Source organism: Leifsonia sp. 22587, assembly GCF_052044215.1.
Lineage (GTDB): Bacteria > Actinomycetota > Actinomycetes > Actinomycetales > Microbacteriaceae > Leifsonia > Leifsonia shinshuensis_C.
Genome location: NZ_JBQENB010000001.1, coordinates 1422788 through 1442434, shown reverse-complemented (window position 1 = coordinate 1442434; position 19647 = coordinate 1422788). Strand labels below are relative to the sequence as shown.

General features: G+C 69.4%; 22 protein-coding genes. 9 read left to right on the top strand and 13 right to left on the bottom strand.

The features are described from left to right. Positions 1-8: 8 nt before the first annotated feature. Positions 9-1109 carry a glycosyltransferase family 4 protein gene (locus ACTJI1_RS06970; protein ID WP_440742027.1) on the bottom strand — a complete coding sequence of 367 codons (1101 nt, stop codon included), beginning with the start codon at positions 1107-1109 and terminating at the stop codon, positions 9-11. Beyond that, positions 1106-2032: an alpha/beta fold hydrolase gene (locus tag ACTJI1_RS06965; RefSeq protein ID WP_440742026.1), complete on the bottom strand. Its 927-nt coding sequence runs from the start codon at positions 2030-2032 to the stop codon at positions 1106-1108. Before ACTJI1_RS06965 ends, ACTJI1_RS06970 begins: the two co-directional genes overlap by 4 nt. Positions 2033-2181: 149 nt before the next feature. Between ACTJI1_RS06965 and treS the strand changes: the two genes are divergently transcribed. The 3 genes from treS to ACTJI1_RS06950 all read left to right on the top strand — a co-directional run bounded on the left by treS (position 2182) and on the right by ACTJI1_RS06950 (position 5105). After that, entirely contained in the window at positions 2182-3891 is a 1710-nt protein-coding gene (treS, locus tag ACTJI1_RS06960) for a maltose alpha-D-glucosyltransferase (protein WP_440742025.1), read from the top strand. 124 nt (positions 3892-4015) lie between these two features. Beyond that, positions 4016-4702 (top strand): 3'-5' exonuclease, encoded by a 687-nt coding sequence (locus tag ACTJI1_RS06955; protein WP_440742024.1) that lies wholly within the window; start codon positions 4016-4018, stop codon positions 4700-4702. A gap of 82 nt (positions 4703-4784) precedes the next feature. Next, a complete protein-coding gene (locus ACTJI1_RS06950; RefSeq protein ID WP_310129439.1) occupies positions 4785-5105 on the top strand; it encodes a DUF4190 domain-containing protein in 321 nt (106 codons plus the stop codon). 587 nt (positions 5106-5692) lie between these two features. Here the strand turns inward: ACTJI1_RS06950 and ACTJI1_RS06945 are convergent. The 3 genes from ACTJI1_RS06945 to glgA form a co-directional block, all read right to left on the bottom strand. Then, entirely contained in the window at positions 5693-5944 is a 252-nt protein-coding gene (locus tag ACTJI1_RS06945) for a type B 50S ribosomal protein L31 (RefSeq protein ID WP_115696813.1), read from the bottom strand. A 153-nt stretch (positions 5945-6097) separates the two neighbouring features. Then, a complete protein-coding gene (locus ACTJI1_RS06940; RefSeq protein ID WP_310129440.1) occupies positions 6098-6898 on the bottom strand; it encodes an ABC transporter ATP-binding protein in 801 nt (266 codons plus the stop codon). Positions 6899-6928: 30 nt separating this feature from the next. Further along, a complete protein-coding gene (glgA, locus tag ACTJI1_RS06935) occupies positions 6929-8119 on the bottom strand; it encodes a glycogen synthase (protein WP_440742023.1) in 1191 nt (396 codons plus the stop codon). A gap of 47 nt (positions 8120-8166) precedes the next feature. On the opposite strand from glgA, the gene ACTJI1_RS06930 reads away from it, so the two are divergent. Beyond that, positions 8167-9411 (top strand): glucose-1-phosphate adenylyltransferase, encoded by a 1245-nt coding sequence (locus ACTJI1_RS06930; RefSeq protein ID WP_310129443.1) that lies wholly within the window; start codon positions 8167-8169, stop codon positions 9409-9411. Continuing rightward, positions 9408-10088, top strand: a complete 681-nt coding sequence (serB, locus tag ACTJI1_RS06925) for a phosphoserine phosphatase SerB (RefSeq protein ID WP_440742022.1) — start codon at positions 9408-9410, stop codon at positions 10086-10088. Before ACTJI1_RS06930 ends, serB begins: the two co-directional genes overlap by 4 nt. A 29-nt stretch (positions 10089-10117) precedes the next feature. Here serB and fabG read toward each other — a convergent pair whose 3' ends face one another. Next, complete coding sequence (fabG, locus tag ACTJI1_RS06920; protein ID WP_440742021.1) at positions 10118-10828, bottom strand: 3-oxoacyl-ACP reductase FabG; 711 nt, start codon at positions 10826-10828, stop codon at positions 10118-10120. Positions 10829-10918: 90 nt separating this feature from the next. On the opposite strand from fabG, the gene ACTJI1_RS06915 reads away from it, so the two are divergent. From ACTJI1_RS06915 to ACTJI1_RS06905, 3 genes are read left to right on the top strand one after another with little or no spacing between them, the layout of a single operon-like run. Then, positions 10919-11230: a DUF3099 domain-containing protein gene (locus ACTJI1_RS06915; protein ID WP_440742020.1), complete on the top strand. Its 312-nt coding sequence runs from the start codon at positions 10919-10921 to the stop codon at positions 11228-11230. Further along, positions 11227-11451, top strand: coding sequence for a hypothetical protein (locus ACTJI1_RS06910; protein ID WP_440742019.1), 225 nt, complete (start codon positions 11227-11229; stop codon positions 11449-11451). The genes ACTJI1_RS06915 and ACTJI1_RS06910 overlap by 4 nt, the downstream gene beginning before the upstream one ends. Continuing rightward, entirely contained in the window at positions 11448-12311 is an 864-nt protein-coding gene (locus tag ACTJI1_RS06905; RefSeq protein WP_440742018.1) for an SURF1 family cytochrome oxidase biogenesis protein, read from the top strand. Before ACTJI1_RS06910 ends, ACTJI1_RS06905 begins: the two co-directional genes overlap by 4 nt. 100 nt (positions 12312-12411) lie before the next feature. Here ACTJI1_RS06905 and abc-f read toward each other — a convergent pair whose 3' ends face one another. The 6 genes from abc-f to sufB all read right to left on the bottom strand — a co-directional run bounded on the left by abc-f (position 12412) and on the right by sufB (position 18243). Then, a complete protein-coding gene (gene abc-f, locus ACTJI1_RS06900) occupies positions 12412-14010 on the bottom strand; it encodes a ribosomal protection-like ABC-F family protein (RefSeq protein WP_310129453.1) in 1599 nt (532 codons plus the stop codon). A gap of 100 nt (positions 14011-14110) precedes the next feature. Beyond that, a complete protein-coding gene (locus tag ACTJI1_RS06895; protein ID WP_301208424.1) occupies positions 14111-14440 on the bottom strand; it encodes a metal-sulfur cluster assembly factor in 330 nt (109 codons plus the stop codon). A 23-nt stretch (positions 14441-14463) separates the two neighbouring features. Beyond that, a complete protein-coding gene (gene sufC, locus ACTJI1_RS06890; protein WP_310129455.1) occupies positions 14464-15258 on the bottom strand; it encodes a Fe-S cluster assembly ATPase SufC in 795 nt (264 codons plus the stop codon). A 2-nt stretch (positions 15259-15260) separates the two neighbouring features. Then, positions 15261-15590 carry a non-heme iron oxygenase ferredoxin subunit gene (locus ACTJI1_RS06885; RefSeq protein WP_440742017.1) on the bottom strand — a complete coding sequence of 110 codons (330 nt, stop codon included), beginning with the start codon at positions 15588-15590 and terminating at the stop codon, positions 15261-15263. After that, positions 15590-16828 carry a Fe-S cluster assembly protein SufD gene (gene sufD / locus ACTJI1_RS06880; RefSeq protein WP_440742016.1) on the bottom strand — a complete coding sequence of 413 codons (1239 nt, stop codon included), beginning with the start codon at positions 16826-16828 and terminating at the stop codon, positions 15590-15592. The genes ACTJI1_RS06885 and sufD overlap by 1 nt, the downstream gene beginning before the upstream one ends. Further along, the gene (gene sufB / locus ACTJI1_RS06875; protein WP_310129460.1) at positions 16825-18243 is read right to left on the bottom strand and encodes a Fe-S cluster assembly protein SufB; all 1419 of its coding nucleotides are present in this window, start codon (positions 18241-18243) and stop codon (positions 16825-16827) included. Before sufB ends, sufD begins: the two co-directional genes overlap by 4 nt. A gap of 328 nt (positions 18244-18571) precedes the next feature. Here sufB and ACTJI1_RS06870 point away from each other — a divergent pair, with 328 nt between their 5' ends. Further along, positions 18572-19513 (top strand): COX15/CtaA family protein, encoded by a 942-nt coding sequence (locus ACTJI1_RS06870; protein WP_440742015.1) that lies wholly within the window; start codon positions 18572-18574, stop codon positions 19511-19513. Here ACTJI1_RS06870 and ACTJI1_RS06865 read toward each other — a convergent pair. Then, positions 19487-19630, bottom strand: coding sequence for a hypothetical protein (locus ACTJI1_RS06865; RefSeq protein WP_440742194.1), 144 nt, complete (start codon positions 19628-19630; stop codon positions 19487-19489). The two genes, ACTJI1_RS06870 and ACTJI1_RS06865, sit on opposite strands and share 27 nt — an antisense overlap. Positions 19631-19647: the final 17 nt, after the last annotated feature.

Here is a 19647-nt window from a genome sequence, read left to right as displayed (position 1 = left end):
GCGCCGGCTCAGCGCCGGCGAACGGCCTCGGCGTCCGCACCCGCCACGGTGTCCGTCAGCACCGCGAGCAACCGCCGCGCCGACTCGTCCCACGTGTACCGCGCGGCCTGGGCGCGACCGGCGGCCGAGCGCGCGGCCCACTCGTCGCCCTGCTCCAGCCGCCGCACGTTCGCGGCGACCTGCTCGGCCGAGTCGGGCTCGAAGTACAGCGCCGCATCCCCGCCGATCTCGCGGAAGATCGGGATGTCGCTGGCCAGCACCGGCGTCCCCACCGTCATCGCCTCCAGCAGCGGGATGCCGAATCCCTCGTCATGGGAGGCCGACGCGAAGGCCGTCGCGGCGGCGAGCGTCTCGGCGTACTCCTCGTCGCTCGCGCCGTTGTGGAACACCAGTGAGGCGCCCGGGGCCAGCTCGGTCAGACGCGCGCGCTCCGCATCCGTCACCCGGCTCATCAGGTGGAGCGTGTAGTCCGGCAGCAGGGCGGCGGCGCGCACCAGCGTGTCCACGTTCTTGTACGGCATGAACGAGCCCATGTAGACGAGGCTCTTCGTCTCCGGCGCCGTGCGCTCCCGCCGCCCGGGGGCGAGCTCCGGCATCTGCGCCGCGTTCGAGATGACCGAGACCGGCCGCTTCGTCAGGTGGTGCTCGGCGATGAGCGCCTTGGTCGTCTCGGACACTGTGACCACCGCGTCCGAGCGGTTCAGCAGCATCCGCTGCGGCCACCAGGCCAGGTGGTAGAGCCGCCACAGGCCGCGCACGAAGGCCGGCAGGTCGCGCGGCGGCGTCGGGTGTCGGTAGTAGATCAGGTCGTGCACGGTGAGCACGAGCTTGTAGCGGCGACCGAAACCGCCCATGGTCTGCATCGGCGTGAACACGATGTCCGGGTTCAGCTTGTTGACGCTGCGCGCGACCCACGGCTCGCCGGCCGACGTCGGCGACGGGATGAGCTCCCATGGCAGGTCGGGCAGCATTTCCAGCTGGCGGTGGTCGTTGATCAGCATCGTGACGGGATGCAGCTTCGCCAGGGTCCCGACCAGCTCGGCCGTGTACCGGCTGATGCCGTCGTGCCGCCCGATGCGCGTGTAGCGGCAGTCGAACAGGATCCTCACGCCGTCGTCCCCTCGTCCAGGAACCGGCGGATGGCGTCGGCCGCGGCCGCCGGGGTCTCGTAGTGGATGAGGTGCCCGACCTCCGGGATGACGACCAGCTCGGCCGACGGGAACAGCGTCTGCAGCCGGTACTCGGCCGCGACCGGCGTGATGTCGTCCTTCTCGGCGGCGACCAGCAGCATGCGCTCCGGAACGCGCGCGGCGTATTCGCTCACGTCGTGCGAGACCGAGGCGCGGAACGCCTCCAGCACCACACGGCGGTCGCTGAACGCGGAGAAGTAGCGGTCGTGCTGGTCGTGGATCCAGCGGCGCAGGGCCGCATCCTTCGTCTTCGCCATCGCGACGCTCATGACGCGCACGATCAGGCGGTTGCGCAGCAGGGCGAACCCGAGCCGCTCCGGAAGCACGGCGGCGAGCCAGTAGTAGAAGATCGCGAGCCGGGTCAGGATGCCGCGGGGACCTGCCAGCGCCGGCTGCCCGATCGGGTTCACCAGCACCACGTCGTCGGGGCGGCGGTCGTCCGCCGAGCCGGCGCCGGATGCCGCGAGCGATCCCGCAACCACGATCGACCCGAACGAGTGGCCGAGCAGCACCAGGCGGGCGTCGGCGGGGATGCCGAGCGCGGCGACGAACTCCGCCAGCCAGCGGCCGTAGCCGCCGATGTCGTGGGCCGCCTCCGTCATCGGCGTGGACGCCCCGAAACCGGGCAGGTCGGGCGACACCATCCGCACGCCGTCGAGCTGCGCGACCACCGGCTCCAGGCCGTGGTGGTCGCCGCGGAACCCGTGGACGAGGACGAGCGTGGTGGCCGCATCCGGATCGCCGTAGTCCCAGTACCGGGTCGACGAACCGAGGAGGCGGACCTCCCCCTCGCGGACGGGGACGCGCTCCAGAGCGGCGGCATAGGGGGACGAGACGAGCATCGCCAGACAGTCTAGGCGGCGTGGCGGGAAGAGGACTGGACAGGCCGGGGTCGCCACGCCCTAGACTTCACTGGTTGCAATCGCTTGCACCACCCCGCAGTCCCCACCCCCGCAGTCCCCCGCCGCCGCTCCGCCCCCCAAGGAGAACCGTGAGTTTCACCGCGCCCATCACGCTGCCCGGGCTCGCCCTCGATCCCCAGTGGTACCGCCGGTCGGTCTTCTACGAGGTCATGGTCCGCTCGTTCGTCGACAGCAACGGCGATGGCTCCGGCGACATCTCCGGGCTCACCTCCAAGCTCGACTACCTGCAGTGGCTCGGCATCGACGCGCTCTGGCTCCCGCCGTTCTTCCAGTCGCCGCTGCGCGACGGCGGCTACGACGTCTCCGACTTCAAGGCGATCCTCCCCGAGTTCGGCACCATCGACGAGTTCCGTGAGCTGGTCACCAAGGCGCACGAGCGCAACATGCGCATCATCATCGACCTGCCGATCAACCACACCTCCGACCAGCACGACTGGTTCCAGCAGTCCCGCTCCGACCCCGAGGGCCCGTACGGCGACTTCTACGTGTGGAACGACACGGACGACAAGTGGCCGGACATCCGCATCATCTTCGTCGACACCGAGGACTCCAACTGGGCCTTCGACGAGGCGCGCCGGCAGTTCTACTTCCACCGCTTCTTCTCGCACCAGCCCGACCTCAACTTCGAGAACCCCGCGGTGCACGAGGCGATGTACGACATCGTCAAGTTCTGGCTCGACCTCGGCGTCGACGGTTTCCGGCTCGACGCCATCCCGTACCTCTACGAGTCCGACGAGGGCAACGGCGAGGGCGAGCCCAAGACGCACGAGTTCATCATCAAGCTGCGCGAGTGGGTCGACCGCGAGTACCCCGGACGCGTGATGATCGCCGAGGCCAACCAGTGGCCCCGCGAGGTCGCGGCCTTCTTCGGCACCGAGGAGGAGCCGGAGTGCCACATGGCGTTCGACTTCCCGGTCATGCCGCGCATCTTCTACGCGCTCCGGTCGCAGCAGGCCGGCGAGCTGGTCCGCGTCCTCTCCGAGACCACCGACGTGCCCGAGGGCGCGGCCTGGGGCGTCTTCCTGCGCAACCACGACGAGCTCACGCTCGAGATGGTGAGCGAGGAGTACCGGCAGGCGATGTACGGCTGGTACGCCTACGACCCGCGGATGCGCGCCAACATCGGCATCCGCCGCCGCCTCGCGCCGCTGCTCGACAACTCCCGCGCCGAGCTCGAGCTGGCGCACGCGCTGCTCTTCTCCCTGCCCGGCAGCCCGTTCCTCTACTACGGCGACGAGATCGGGATGGGCGACAACATCTGGCTGCCGGACCGCGACAGCTCCCGCACGCCGATGCAGTGGACGCCGGACCGCAACGCCGGCTTCTCCAGCGCCGACCCGGGCAAGCTCTACCTGCCGGTCGTGCAGTCGCTGGTCTACCACTACAACCAGGTGAACGTGGAGGCGCAGCTCGCGCAGTCGCGCTCGCTGCTGCACTGGATCCGCAACGTCATCCACGTGCGCAAGGCGCATCCCGTGTTCGGCCTGGGCGACATCCGCGTGCTGCCGACCGACCACGAGTCCGTGCTCGCGTTCGTCCGCTCGTACGCCGGTAGCGGCACGCACTTCGGCGACCAGCCGGAGGACGTGCTGTGCGTGTTCTCGTTCGCGCACAACCCGGTGTCGGTCACGCTTGAGGCCCCGGAGCTCGCCGGCCGCGCGCTCTACGACCTGTTCGGCGGCGCGGAGTTCCCGACCGTCGCCGAGGACGGCCGCTTCACCCTCACGCTCGGCACCCAGAACTTCTACTGGCTGCACATCGAGCCGCGCCGCGATTGAGGGGCTCCGCCCCTTTCGCCGAAGTGCACCTTGTTGTGCACTTCCGCGGCGTGTCGAGCGCAAGTACGTGCACCTCGGCGTGCCGTTCCCCGGGGATGACGGTGGGTCCGCTTAGCGTGAAGGCATGAGCACGTGGCACCAGCGTCTCGGGGTCTTCGACCTCGAGACCACCGGAATCGACGTCGAATCGGCCCGGATCGTCACCGCCCACGTCGGGCTCCTCGACGAGTCCGGCGAGGTGCTGCACCGCCGGGACTGGCTGCTCGACCCGCAGGTCGAGATCCCGTCCGAGGCCACCGCGGTGCACGGCATCACCACGGAGCAGGCCCGGGAGCACGGCATGGATGCGGCCCGCGGCGTGGCCGCGATCGTCGCGCAGCTGCGCAGCCTGTTCGACCGCGGCATCCCCGTGGTCGCTTACAACGCGCCCTACGACTTCACCCTGCTCGACCGGGAGGCCCGCCGCCATCAGGTCGAGCCCCTCGTCTCCCCCGGCCCGATCATCGACCCGCTCGTGATCGACAAGGCCGTCGACAAGTACCGCCGCGGCAAGCGCACTCTCACCGTCACCGCGACGCACTACGGCGTCGACCTGCTGGCCGCTCACGACGCGGGCGCCGACGCGATCGCCGCCGGCCGTGTCGCCCAGGCGCTCGCGCGCATCCACGCGGAGGCCCTGGCCCTCGAGGCCGCCGAGCTGCACCGCCGCCAGGTGGACTGGTGCCGCGAGCAGGCCGCAGACTTCCAGGAGTACATGCGCCGGGAGCGCGACCCGGAGTTCACCACCTCGGGCGCCTGGCCGATCCGCTGAGGCCCCGCCCGGCACCCGCGCTCCGCTTCTCCCTCACCTGGGGGCTACTCCTGCGTCTACCGGGACCGATAGTGTCTGCGGCATGAGCGACTCGAATCTGAACCCGCAGCCCCTCCCGCCCCAGCAGCCCCAGTACGCCCAGCAGCCCTACGGCGGCGCACAGCCGGGCTGGAACACCATGTCGATCGTCGCCTTCGTCGCGACCTTCTTCATCAGCATCCTCGGCATCATCCTGGGCTTCGTCGCCCTGTCGCAGATCAAGCGCACCGGGGAGCAGGGTCGCGGCCTCGCCCTCGCGGCCATCATCATCGGCTTCATCGCGCTCGCCCTCGGCATCATCTTCACGATCATCATCGTGGCCGCCATCGCCGCCAACCCGAACGTGACCTACCAGGGCTCCTGACCTCAGACTTACCGCGTAGGCCCCCGTCGGCTCGACGGGGGCCTTCGTGCGTGCTGGCCCGAGCGCATGCTTGCGTCGGAGAACGGGTCCGAAATCTCCGACGCAACGCTCTCCGGACGGAGATCCGGACCCCATCCGGCCGGATCTCCGACGTACGGTTGCGAATCTCCGACGGTACGGAGCCCTGGGTCGAAATCGGCCGGGTCTCCGACACACGGTTGAGAATCTTCGACGGTACGGAGACCTAGGCCCGATCCAGCCGCGTCTCCTACCTACTGGCGACTGAGGCCGCAGGCGCGGGCACCGCGCCCGGAACGCCAACCTGCTTGCGTCGGAGAACGGATCTCAAATCTCCGACGCAACGCTCTGCGGATGGAGATCCGGACCCGATCCGGCCGGATCTCCGACACACGGTCGCGAATCTCCGACGGTACGGAGACCGGGGCCCGATCCGGCCGGATCTCCGACGCACACGCGCGGATCTCCGACGTACCGCGCCGAACCCCACACCCCCACGCACCCGGCGCACGATGAAGGCCCCCGTCCGCTGGACGGGGGCCTTCATGCGCGCCCGGGGGCGCTGCGGCTTACTTGCCGAAGTTCTTGTAGCGCGAGTTGAACTTCTCGACGCGACCGGCGGAGTCGAGGATGCGCTGCTTGCCGGTGTAGAACGGGTGCGACTCGGACGAGATTTCGACGTCGATCACCGGGTAGGTGTTGCCGTCCTCCCACTCGATCGTCTTGTCGCTCGAGACGGTGGAGCGGGTGAGGAACGTCGCACCCGAGGCCAGGTCGCGGAAAACCACCGGGGCGTAGTCGGGGTGGATGCCAGTCTTCATCAGGACTTCCTTGTTGCAGCTAGTAGTCGGTTCGGTCGTGTCCGCGCAGACCGCGTGGACGGGAAGCTTCAGACCCGATGAAACGAACGTCGCCGTGACGGCATGATCGGTTCGGGGGCCAGCTATCGAGTCTAGCAGATCAGGCCAGGTGGCTCAGTCCGCGACGGCCTGGCGCGCCCGGGCGGTGTAGCGGCCGTCGGACTCGGCGATCTCGACGTCGATGTCGAACGTCGCGCTGAGGTTCTCGCTCGTCAGCACCTCGGCGATCGGGCCCTTGGCCATGATCTCGCCGTCCTTGAGCAGCAGCGCGCGGTTGAACGCCTGCGGGATCTCCTCCACGTGGTGGGTGACCATGACGATCGCGGGCGACTTCGGGTCGCTGGCGTAGCCGCCGAGCAGCTGCAGCAGCTCCTCGCGGCCGCCGAGGTCGAGGCTCGCCGCCGGCTCGTCCAGCAGCAGGATCTCGGGGTCGGTCATCACCGAGCGGGCGATCTGCACGCGCTTCTGCTCACCGTCGGAGAGGCTGCCGAAGGCGCGCTCGGCCAGGTGGTCGAGGTGCCACTCGGCGAGCACGCGGTGGGCGCGCCGCTCGTCGATCTCCTCGTAGAGCTCGTTCCAGCGTCCGGTGACCGCATAGGCGGCGGTCATCACGACGTCGAGCACGCGCTCGGTGCGCGGGATGCGCCGGGCCAGCGCGCTCGAGGCGAAGCCGAGCAGCGGACGGAGCTCCGCCAGGTCGGTGTGGCCGACCGACTCGCCGAGCACGACCGCCTCGCCCGAGGACGGGTGCAGCGCCGCGGCGGCGACCTGCAGCAGCGTCGTCTTGCCGGCGCCGTTTCGGCCCAGGATGACCCACCGTTCGTCCGGCTCGACCGCCCAGTCGATACCCTTCAGGACGGGGTTGCCGTCCCGTACAACGGACACGTCGGTAAGTCGGAGAACGCTGTCGGCCATGCCTTCCAGCCTACCTGCGCAGCGCGGCGATCAGTGACGACCGGCCAGCGAGCGGTACACGTCGCGGGTCTGCTCGGCGATGGTCGCCCAGCTGAACGACGTCTGCGCCCGCTCGCGCCCCGCGCGGCCCATCTCGGCCGCCCGGGCCGGGTCGCTGACGACCTCCGTGAGCGCTGCCGCGAGGTCGTTCACGAAGCGCTCCGGGTCGGTTGGCGTGCCGGTGCCGTCCTGCAGCTGCTGGATGGGCACCAGCCGTCCCGTGACGCCGTCCACGATCACCTCGGGGATGCCGCCGGTGGCCGTCCCGACCACCGGGAGCCCGCAGGCCATGGCCTCCAGGTTGACGATGCCGAGCGGCTCGTAGATCGACGGGCAGACGAAGACGGTGGATGCGGTGAGCGCGATCCGCAGCTCGTCGTTCGGCAGCAGGCGGTCGATCCACACGACGCCGTCGCGCTCGGCCTGCAGCTGCTCGACCAGTCCGGTCACCTCGGCGAGGATCTCGGGCGTGTCCGGCGCGCCGGCGCAGAGGATGACCTGCACGTCCTTCGGCAGCGCGCGCGCCGCGCGCAGCAGGTACGGGAGGCCCTTCTGGCGGGTGATGCGCCCGACGAAGATGACGGCGGGACGGTCCGGGTCGATCCCGAGCGCGCGGGCGCGGTCGTCGTCGCGGAGGGGCTGCCAGCGCTCCAGGTCGATGCCGTTGTAGATCGTGATGACCTTGGTCGGGTCGAGCGCGGGGTACGCGGCGAGGATGTCGCGGCGCATCCCGTCGCTCACCGCGATGACGGTGTCGGCGGCCTCGAACGCGGTCTTCTCGATCCAGCTGGAGACGCGGTATCCCCCGCCGAGCTGCTCGGCCTTCCACGGCCGCAGCGGCTCCAGGCTGTGCGCCGTCACGACGTGCGGGATGCCGTGCAGCAGCTTCGCCAGGTGACCGCCGGCGTTCGCATACCAGGTGTGCGAGTGGACGACGTCCGCTCCCCCGCAGTCCTGCGCCATCTGAAGGTCGACGCCGAGCGTGGCGATCGCGCCGTTGGCGTCGGCGAGCTCCGCGGGCACGCGGTACGACGCGGTATCCGGCTCGTCGCGCGGCTCGCCGAAGGCGCGCACGATCACCTCGGTGTCGTTCCGGAGCGCCCGCACGAGCTCCGTCACGTGGACCCCGGCACCCCCGTAGATGTCCGGTGGGTACTCCCTGGTCAGAAGATCGACGCGCATGACCAAAACGCTAGTACAGCGAACACTTCGCCTCTACTGTGGAGGACATGGCAGCAGGCAAGAAGATCTTCGGCATCGTCCTCGCGGGCGGAGAGGGCAAGCGGCTGATGCCGTTGACCGCGGACCGGGCCAAGCCCGCTGTCCCGTTCGGCGGGCAGTACCGCCTCATCGACTTCGCCCTGTCGAACCTGATCAACTCGCAGCTGCGCCAGATCGTCGTGCTCACCCAGTACAAGTCCCACAGCCTCGACCGCCACGTGTCGCAGACCTGGCGGCTCGACGGCATCACGAACTCCTACATCGCCTCCGTCCCGGCGCAGCAGCGCCTCGGAAAGCGCTGGTTCAGCGGGTCGGCGGACGCCATCCTGCAGAGCCTCAACCTGCTCCGCGACGAGAAGCCCGACATCGTGGTCGTCGTCGGCGCCGACCACGTGTACCGGATGGACTTCGGACAGATGATCCAGGCCCACATCGACTCCGGCGCCCCCGCGACCGTCGCCGCCATCCGTCAGCCCATCGGGCTCGCCGACCAGTTCGGCGTCATCGAGGTGGAGCCCGAGCGGCCCACGCGCATCGGCGCGTTCCGCGAGAAGCCGCGCGACCCGATCGGCCTGCCCGACTCGCCGAACGAGGTGCTCGCCTCGATGGGCAACTACGTCTTCGACGCGGACGCCCTGATCGACGCCGTCATCCGGGACGGCGACCGGCCCGACTCCAACCACGACATGGGCGGCGACATCATCCCGGACTTCGTGTCGCGCAACGAGGCGGCCGTCTACGACTTCAACAACAACGACGTGCCGGGGTCGACGGACCGCGACCGCTACTACTGGCGGGATGTCGGGACGATCGACTCGTTCTTCGAGGCGCACCAGGACCTGATCTCGGCGCTTCCTGTCTTCAACCTCTACAACAACAGCTGGCCGATCTTCAGCCAGGTGCTCAACTCGCCGCCGGCGAAGATCGTGCGGGACGGGCGCGGCGCGCTCGGCACGACCATCGACTCGATCGTCTCCCTGGGGTCGGTGATCTCCGGCGCCCACCTCGAGCGCAGCGTGCTGGGCCCGTGGGCGAAGGTGGACTCGGGCGCGAAGGTGATCGACTCGGTCGTCTTCGAGCGCGCGATCATCGAGCCGAACGCGTTCGTGGGCCGCGCCATCCTCGACAAGGATGTGGTGGTCGCCGAGGGCGCGCAGATCGGCGTGGATCCGGAGCGGGACCGCGCGCGCGGCTTCACCGTGACCGACTCGGGCATCACCGTGGTCGGCAAGGGAGTGCACGTCGTTCCATGACGCCAGCCACGCCACCCACCACAACCGAACACCGCCGAACCGCTTCGCTGCTCGTCGTGCTCGACGCCGACTCCACGCTGCTCCAGGACGAGGTCATCGAGCTGCTCGCCGAGGAGGCGGGATCACGCACCGAGGTCGCGGACATCACCGAGCGTGCCATGCGCGGCGAACTCGACTTCGAGCGCAGCCTGCGTGAGCGCGTCCGCACCCTCAAGGGGCTGCCGGCCTCCGTCTTCCAGCACGTGGGCGAGCGCATCCGCGTCACCGACGGCGTGCCGGAGCTGATCGCGGGCGTCCAGCAGGCCGGCGGTGTCGTCGGCGTCGTCTCCGGTGGGTTCCACGAGCTGCTCGACCCGATCGGCGAACGGCTCGGCCTCGACCACTGGCGGGCCAACCGCCTGGTGGTGCGCAACGGAGTGCTCACCGGCGAGGTCGACGGTCCGGTGGTGGATGCCGCCGCCAAGGCGCAGGCGCTGCTCTTCTGGGCCGCCGCCGCGGGCGTGCACCTGCGCCAGACCGTGGCCATCGGCGACGGGGCGAACGACCTCCGGATGATGGCGGAGGCAGGACTCGCCGTCGCGTTCAATGCCAAGCCGAAGGTGCGGGCGGAGGCCGACGTCGTCGTCGACCGCACCGACCTCTCCCAGGTGCTGCCCCTGCTCGGCCTGCGCGGCTGACGGCGGGCGTCGACGGCTCCCGCTTCGGGCTAGTGCCCCATCCCGAGTCCGCCGTCGACGGGGATCACCGCTCCGGAGATGTAGCCCGCGTCGTCGCCCGCGATCCAGGTGACGACCTTCGCCACCTCGCCGGCCGAGGCGAACCGGCCCGCGGGGATGCTCTTCTTGTACTCGGCCTGCTGCGCCTCCGGCAGAGCCGCCGTCATGTCCGTCTCGATGAAGCCGGGCGCCACGACGTTCGCCGTGATGCCGCGGGCCCCGAGTTCGCGGGTGATCGAGCGGGCCATGCCGACGAGCCCCGCCTTGGACGACGCGTAGTTGACCTGGCCGGCGCCGCCGAACAGCCCGACCACGCTCGAGATGAGCACGATGCGGCCGAACCGCGCCTTCAGCATCCCCTTGTTCGCGCGCTTCACGACGCGGAACGCCCCGCCCAGATTGGTCTCGACGACCGAGTCGAACTCCTCGTCCGTCATGCGCATCAGCAGGGTGTCCTTCGTGATGCCCGCATTCGCGACGACGACCTCCACCGGACCCAGCTTCTCCTCGACCTCGGTGAAGGCGGCGTCGACGGATGCGGCGTCCGTCACGTCCGCCCGCACGGTCAGCGCACCCTCCGGCCCCTCGCCCGAACGCGCGGTCACGGCGACGCGATGCCCCTGCGCGACGAACTCCTCGGCGATGGCATAGCCGATCCCCCGGTTGCCTCCGGTGACGAGGACGGTGCGTGGCGTGGTCATGCGCTTCCTTTCTGGAAATGATGCTTCCTGCGGATTCGTCCCGAGCGGGACCCAACCCCAGTTTATGGACGTACGCTAAAGGCAACGCACATGAAAAAACCCTCAGCACCGTCGATCACGAGTCTCCCCCTCTCTCCCGACGAGGAGCGACGGCACCGGATGATCAAGTATTCGGTCGCCATGGGAGTGCGCGTGCTCTGCCTGATCGCGGCGGTCATCGTGCCGGGATGGTGGGCTGCCATCCCCCTGGTCCTCGCGATCTTTCTCCCCTACTTCGCGGTGGTCATCGCGAACGTGTCGGTGGAGCAGGGTCGAGTCGACGTTCAGCGTCCAGGCAGTATCGTTCCTGTGGCGCCACCACCACCTCGGGCGCCCGGAGAAGAGCCTCGGGAGGGCCAGTGATCGGGATCGGCGAGCCGGAGCCGCTGACCTGTTCGCGCGCCGGCTGCCGTGAGACCGCCGAGTGGCGCATCGAGTGGCGCAACCCGCGCATCCATTCGGAGGACCGCGTCAAGGTGTGGCTCGCGTGCCCGGAGCACGTGGACTTCCTGCGTGAGTTCCTCGCCGCGCGAGACTTCCCGCTGCGGATGGTCGCGGTCGACGACACGAGGACGTCGGCGTGAGCGAGCAGAAGACCGCCGGCTGGCGGTTCGCCTTCTCGCGCCGTTGGCTGGGCTACCTGGCGTTCGCGATCGCGTTCGCCATCGCCTGCGGCTTCCTCTCCAACTGGCAGCTGTCGCGCAGCAAGGAGGCCGCGGCGGCGAACGCGCTGATCACGGCGAACTTCGACTCGCGGCCGGTGCCGCTCAGCCAAGAGCTGCCGTCGCTCGGCGCGTACTCGCCCAAGCAGGAGTGGACCCGCGTGACGGTCACGGGAACGTACGAGCGCGACAAGCAGCTGCTCGTGCGCAACCGCCCGTTCAACGGCAGTCCCGGCTTCGAGGTGCTCACCCCGCTGCGGACCGCGGACGGCTCGCTGTTCATCGTCGACCGCGGATGGGTGCCGACCGGCAACCGCACCGACTCCCCCGACCACGTCCCCGCCGCGCCGTCCGGCACGGTGACCGTGGTGGCGCGGCTGAAGGCGAGCGAGCCGGCCATCGCCGGGCGCACGGCGGTCGGCGATCAGGTGGGGACCATCCAGCTCTCGGTCGTGAAGCAGAAGCTCGACGGCGCGGACATGTACACGTCCGCCTACGGACTGCTCGACAGCGAGGACCCGGCGCCCGCGACCGCCCCGACGCCCACGGTGACCGCTCCCCCGACGCAGGATGAGGGGCTGCACTGGTCGTACATGATCCAGTGGATCATCTTCGCGCTGATCGGCTTCTTCGGTCTCGGCTACGCCCTCGTCACCGAGTACCGGCGCCGCAACTCCGACGACCCCGCCGAGCGCGCGCGGGCCGCCGAGCGGGAGCGCCGCCGTCGCGCGAAGCGCACCGACGCCGACGTCGAGGACGAGCTCCTCGACGCCACCCGCTGACGCTCTCGTCCGCGCCCCCACCGTCGAGTACACGAAAAGTGCACGCCNCCGAGACGCTTGGGGCGTGCACTTTTCGTGTACTCGACGGGGGCGGAAGCGCTCAGGCGAGGGAGATGAGGTCGAGGTAGTCGGGCGACCAGTGGTCCTCGGTGCCGTCGGGGAGGATCAGCACGCGCTCGGGGTTGAGCGCCTCGACGGCGCCCTCGTCGTGGCTGACCAGCACGACCGCGCCCTCGTAGTGCGCGAGCGCATCCAGGATCTCCTCGCGGCTGGCAGGATCGAGGTTGTTCGTCGGCTCGTCGAGCAGCAGGACGTTCGCACCCGACACGACGATCATCGCCAGCGCCAGACGGGTCTTCTCACCACCGGAGAGCACCCCGGCGGGCTTGTGCGCGTCGTCGCCGGTGAACAGGAATGAGCCCAGCACCTTCCGCGCCTCGGTCTCGGTCAGTGAGGGCGACGACGACACCATGTTCTGCAGCACCGTGCGCTCGACGTCGATGGTCTCGTGCTCCTGCGCGTAGTACCCGATGCGGAGCCCGTGCCCCGGCTCCACCTGGCCGGTGTCCGGCGCATCCACGCCGGCGAGCATCCGTAGCAGCGTGGTCTTGCCGGCGCCGTTGAGGCCCAGCACGACGACCTTCGAGCCGCGGTCGATCGCGAGGTCGACGGCCGTGAAGATCTCCAGCGAACCGTAGCTCTTCGACAGGTCGCTGGCCTGCAGCGGCGTGCGGCCGCACGGCGCGGGCGTCGGGAAGCGCAGCTTGGCGACGCGGTCGACCTGGCGCACGTCTTCGAGGCCGGCGAGCAGCTTCTCCGCACGCGCCACCATCTGGTGGGCGGCGGCGGCCTTCGTGGCCTTCGCGCCGAACTTCGCGGCCTGCAGCTGGAGCGCACCGGCCTTCTTCTCGGCGTTCGCGCGCTCCTTCTTGCGGCGCTCCTCGTCGGCGGCGCGCTGGCGCTGGTAGTTCTTCCAGCCCATGTTGTAGATGTCGATGACCTGGCGGTTCGCATCCAGGTAGAAGACGCGGTTGACCGTCTCACCCACGAGCTCGACGTCGTGCGAGATCACGATGAAGCCGCCGCTGTAGTTCTTGAGGAAGTCGCGCAGCCAGATGACCGAGTCGGCGTCCAGGTGGTTGGTCGGCTCGTCGAGGATCATCGTCCGGGCGTCGGAGAACAGGATGCGCGCCAGCTCGATGCGGCGGCGCTGACCGCCCGAGAGAGTCTTCAGCGGCTGGTCCAGGATGCGGTCGGGCAGGTTCAGGTTGGACGCGATGGACGCCGCCTCCGCCTCGGCCGCGTACCCGCCGAGCAGGTGGAAGCGCTCCTCCAGCCGGCCGTACTTCTTCATCGCGGCCTCGGACACCCCGGAGTCGCTGCTCGCCATGTCGAGCGTCGCCTGCTGCATCCCGAGCACGATGGACCCCAGGCCACGGGCGTCCAGGATGCGCGTGCGCGCGAGGTCGTCGAGGTTGCCGGACCGCGGGTCCTGCGGCAGGTAGCCGAGTTCGCCGGAGCGGTCGACCTTGCCCGCCGTGGGCAGCAGGTCGCCCGCGAGCACCTTGGTCAGCGTCGTCTTGCCGGCGCCGTTGCGCCCGACGAGGCCGATCTTGTCGCCGTCGGCGACGCGGAAGCTCACGTCCTCCATCAGGAGGCGTGCGCCTACGCGCAGTTCGAGGCCCTGCACGGCAAGCACAGTGATTCCATTCGTTCAGCAGCCATCCGTTCCTCGGTTAGTCCGGGACACGCCGAGCGTGCAGCGGAGAAACTGAGGAACGGATGGCTGGGGAGAGTTGTCAGATGGCGAAGCCGAGGGCGCGCATCATGTCGCGCCCGTCATCGGTGATCCGCTCGGGACCCCACGGCGGCATCCACACCCAGTTGATGCGGAACGCCTCGACGATGCCGTCGAGTGCCTCGGCGGTCTGCTCCTCGAGCACGTCGGTCAGCGGGCAGCCGGCGCTCGTGAGCGTCATCGAGATGATGAGGGCGTTGTTCTCGTCGTCCCAGGCCAGGTCGTAGATGAGGCCCAGGTCGACGACATTGATCCCGAGCTCGGGATCCATGACGTTCTTCAGCGCCTCTTCGACCTGGTCGAAGAGCGCTGGGCTCAGCGTGGCGGGCATGTGTGGATTCTACCTCTCGGGCCTCAGGAGCCGGCGAGCTCGGCCGCGGAGGCCGACGCGGGCTCGGGGGCGTCGACGTAGCGGTCGTAGCCCTCCTCCTCCAGGCGGTCGGCGAGCTCCGGGCCGCCCTGCTCGGCGACGCGGCCGGCGACGAAGACGTGCACGAAGTCCGGCTTGATGTAGCGCAGGATGCGCGTGTAGTGGGTGATCAGCAGGATGCCGAGGCCGGTGTTCGCCTTGGCGCGGTTGACACCCTCGGAGACGATCTTCAGCGCATCCACGTCGAGGCCCGAGTCGGTCTCGTCGAGCACCGCGAAGCGGGGCTTCAGCAGTTCGAGCTGGAGGATCTCGTTGCGCTTCTTCTCGCCGCCCGAGAAGCCCTCGTTGACGTTGCGCTCGGCGAACGAGGAGTCCATCCGCAGCGCGTTCATCGACTCGCGAACGTCCTTGACCCAGGTGCGGATGGACGGCGCCTCGCCCGCGATCGCGGTCTTGGCGGTGCGGAGGAAGTTCGTGTTGGTCACACCGGGGATCTCGACCGGGTACTGCATGGCGAGGAACAGGCCAGCGCGGGCGCGCTCGTCGACGGTCATCGCGAGGACGTCCTCGCCGTCGAGCGTGATGCTGCCCTGGGTGACGGTGTACTTCGGGTGCCCGGCGATCGTGTACGCCAGGGTGGACTTGCCGGACCCGTTCGGGCCCATGATCGCGTGGATCTCACCCTCGTTGATGGTGAGGTCGACGCCGTTCAGGATGGGCTTGGTGCCCTGGTCCGTCTCGACGGTGACGTGGAGGTCGCGGATCTCGAGGACTGACATGGTTACTGGTTCACTTTCGGGGCGCTGGGGTCGATGAAGACGTCTCCGTCGATGATCTCGACGGGAAACACGGGGACCGGCTCGTAGGCCGGGAGGTTGAGGGGCTTGCCGGTTAGGAGCGAGAACTGCGAGCCGTGGGCCCAGCACTCCAGGGACTCGTCTTCGACGAAGCCCTCGGAGAGCGAGATCTCGCCGTGGGTGCAGGTGTCGCCGATGGCGTGCACCGCACCGGACGAGTCCTTGACGACCGCGATCGGGACGCCGTCGAGCACCACGCGCGTCGCCTGGTTCTCGACGAGCTCCGCGACGGCTGCGGCGCGCTGTCCCGCCATCAGTTCTCGGCCCCGGCGGTCGGGTCGGACGGCGCCGACGCGGTAACCGTCGAGGACTCGAGCTCGTCCTCGATCTTCGCCTGCAGGCGCTCCTGGAGCGCCGGCGAGCCGATCTGCTGGACGATCTCGGCGAGGAAGCCGCGCACCACCAGGCGGCGCGCCTCCTCCTCGGGGATGCCTCGTGACTGCAGGTAGAACAGCTGCTCGTCGTCGAAACGGCCGGTGGCGCTCGCGTGACCGGCGCCGACGATGTCGCCGGTCTCGATCTCGAGGTTCGGCACCGAGTCGGCGCGAGCGCCGTCGGTGAGGACGAGGTTGCGGTTCTGCTCGTACGTGTCGGTGCCGACGGCCTTCGGGCCGATGAGCACGTCGCCGATCCAGACCGTGCGTGCGCCCTGGCCCTGCAGCGCGCCCTTGTAGGTGACGCGGCTGCGGGTCTCGGGACCGTCGTGGTAGACGTACACCTGCTGCTCGAGGTGCTGCGTCGCGTCCGCGAAGTACGCGCCGAGCAGCTCGGCGTCCGCACGTGCACCGGCGAGGTGCGCCGACGGGTTCAGCCGGACGACGCCGCCGCCGAGGGTGATCGCGACGTGCTTGATGCGGGCGCCCTCGCCGAGCTCGGCGAAGTGGGCGGCCACGTGCAGCGCGTCGTCGTCCCACTCCTGGAGGGACACGACGGTGAGGTCGGCGTCCTTCCCGAGCAGGAACTCGACGTTCTCCGTCAGGTGCGCCGAGCCGGTGTTCTGCAGGATCAGCGTCGCGACCGCGCCGGGGGCGACCTCCACGACGGTGTGCGCCGCGCGGGGCGCGCCGCCGAGGGCGGTGCGGGCGATCGTGACCTCGCGGCGGTCGCCGCTGAGGTCGGCGCCGATGGAGACGAGGAGCGCCTGGTCGAAGGCGGTCCAGGCGTTGGCCGACGCCCGGTCCTCCGGCGTTCCGGCGGCTCCGACGCGGGCGTCGTCGCGCGGGATCCAGGCGGTCGTCACTCCGGGCGCCGCGGTCGCGTCGCCTGCGTTTGTCAAAGAATACGGGTACGGCGAGCCGTCGAGGTCACCGGAGGTGAGCTCCTGGATGCGCGCGACGGGCGTGTACTTCCACATCGGCTCCCGGCCTGTGACGGCCGGGAAGTCCGAGACCTCGGTGGAGGTGAACCGCTCGGCGCGGCTCTGCACCGGAACCGGTGCTCGCATGTGGGTCGGGGCGGGCGCGGTGGTCTGCGTCGTCTCGATCTGCGTCATCCGACAGAGCCTTCCATGCCCATCTCGATGAGCTTGTTGAGTTCCAGTGCGTACTCCATGGGGAGCTCGCGGGCGATCGGCTCGATGAAGCCGCGGACGATCATCGCCATGGCCTCGTCCTCCGGGAGCCCTCGCGACATGAGGTAGAACAGCTGCTCCTCGCTCACGCGCGACACCGTCGCCTCGTGGCCGAGCTGCACGTCGTCGACGCGGATGTCGATGGCCGGGTACGTGTCCGACCGCGAGATCGTGTCGACGAGCAGGGCGTCGCAGCGCACGGTGTTGGCGGAGTGGTGCGCGTTCGCATCCATCCGCACCTCGCCGCGGTAGCCGGCACGACCGCCGCCGCGGGCGATCGACTTGGAGACGATCGACGACTGCGTGTACGGCGCCATGTGGATCATCTTGGCGCCGGCGTCCTGGTGCTGGCCGGGGCCCGCGAACGCGACGGACAGGGTCTCGCCCTTGGCGTGCTCCCCCATCAGGTAGATCGACGGGTACTTCATCGTCACCTTGGAGCCGATGTTGCCGTCGATCCACTCCATCGTCGCGCCCTCACCGGCGGTCGCCCGCTTGGTGACGAGGTTGTAGACGTTGTTCGACCAGTTCTGGATCGTCGTGTAGCGCACGCGGGCGTTCTTCTTCACGATGATCTCGACGACCGCGGAGTGCAGCGAGTCGGACTTGTAGATCGGCGCGGTGCAGCCCTCGATGTAGTGGACGTAGCTGCCCTCGTCGGCGATGATCAGCGTGCGCTCGAACTGGCCCATGTTCTCCGTGTTGATGCGGAAGTAGGCCTGCAGCGGGATCTCGACCTGGACGCCCTTGGGCACGTAGACGAACGAGCCGCCCGACCACACGGCGGTGTTCAGCGCGGCGAACTTGTTGTCGCCGGCGGGGATCACGGTGCCGAAGTACTCCTCGAAGAACTCGGGGTGCTCGCGCAGCGCGGTGTCGGTGTCCATGAAGATGACGCCCTGCGCCTCGAGGTCCTCACGGATCTGGTGGTAGACCACCTCGGACTCGTACTGGGCCGCGACGCCGGCGACGAGGCGCTGGCGCTCCGCCTCCGGGATGCCGAGCTTCTCGTAGGTGTTCCGGATGTCCTCCGGCAGGTCTTCCCAGCTCTGCGCCTGCTTCTCGGTGGAGCGGACGAAGTACTTGATGTTGTCGAAGTCGATCTCCGACAGGTCGGCGCCCCAGGTGGGCATCGGCTTGCGCTCGAACAGCTGGAGGGCCTTGAGGCGGCGCTGCAGCATCCACTCGGGCTCGTTCTTGAGCGCCGAGATGTCTTTCACCACCTCGGGCGAGAGACCACGACGTGCGAGGGATCCCGCGGCGTCGGAATCGGCCCAGCCGAACTCGTACTGCCCCAAAGAGGCGAGCTCGGGCCGATCGATCAGGATGTCTGACATATCTACCTCGTTTCCTTCCACTCGTAACCGGATATCAGTCCGGCTCATTCCCCTCGGAGCGCACGGCTCACGCCGGTCGCTCCTGAGCGTCCTGATTGTGCGGGTGGCGGTGACTGCGTACCACGTGCGTACCTAGACTGTTCGGGGAGACGGGCCACGATGCCCCGGCCACGGCCGGAGAAACCGGACGCGCGCACGCGCCGGATGGCGCGTTCCTCGAACCCACCAATTCTACAGGTGCGGCACGGTATTAGTAGAGGCGCGCCTGCGCATTGCCCGAGTATCCGCACCCGCACCGCCGTCCGAGACCCGAGGAAGCCCCCGAACCATGAAGCGCATCATCGCCTGGCTGCCCGACCGTGTGGACACGCGGCTGAAGGTGATCGCGTGGGTCTACCTGGTGGGCCAGGTCGTGCTGGTGGGCACCGGCGGGCTGGTGCGGCTGACGGCCAGCGGCCTCGGCTGCCCCACCTGGCCGAAGTGCACGGCGGACTCGATCGTCAACACGCCCGAGATGGGCATCCACGGCTTCATCGAGTTCGGCAACCGTGTGCTCAGCGCCCTGCTCGCCGTCGTGGCGATCGTCGCGTTCGTCGCCATCCTGCGGATGCGCAAGCAGCGCCCGGACCTGTTCTGGCTGACCCTCGTCGCCGGCCTCGCCATCCCCGCGCAGGCGGTCATCGGCGGCCTCAGCGTGCTCAGCGGGCTCAACCCCTACGTGGTCGGGCTGCACTTCGTCGTGTCGATCGCCCTCGTCGCGACCTGCACGGGCTTCGTCTTCCGCGTCTACGCGGTGCCCGGTCCCCGCGTCCGCGCCGTGCCCGGCTGGTTCGCCGCCGTCGCGCACGTCACGAGCGCGGTCGTCGCCGTCACCATCCTGGTCGGCATCCTCACCACCGGCAGCGGTCCGCACGCCGGCGACGCGAACGCCCCGCGGAACGGCCTCAACCCCGAGATCCTGCAGCACGTGCACGCGATCCCCGCCTACGTGACCTTCGGGCTCACCCTGGTGCTGGTGATCGGCTCGTGGCGCTACCGCGCGACCGCGGTCCACCGCTTCACGCAGTACCTGCTGGCGGTCGAGGTGCTCCAGATCGCGGTCGGGCTCATCCAGGCGAACACCGGGCTGCCGGGCATCCTCGTCGGCGTGCACATGACCCTGGCGGCGCTGCTGGCCTCCGCGATGACCGCGGTGATCCTGTCGCTCAAGGCTCCGGTCGCCGCACGGGACGCCCGCGAGGCGTCAGCGGCGGACGTCGTCGCGGCGTAGCGTCCCGACCCGCGCCTCGCGCGGCTCGCCGTGCAGGCTGACGAGGGTGCGCATCCCCTCGCCGAAATCGAATCCGACCGCCTCCGCGAGGCGTCGGCTGGCGTCGTTGCCCGGCACGTACTCCCAGTTCAGGC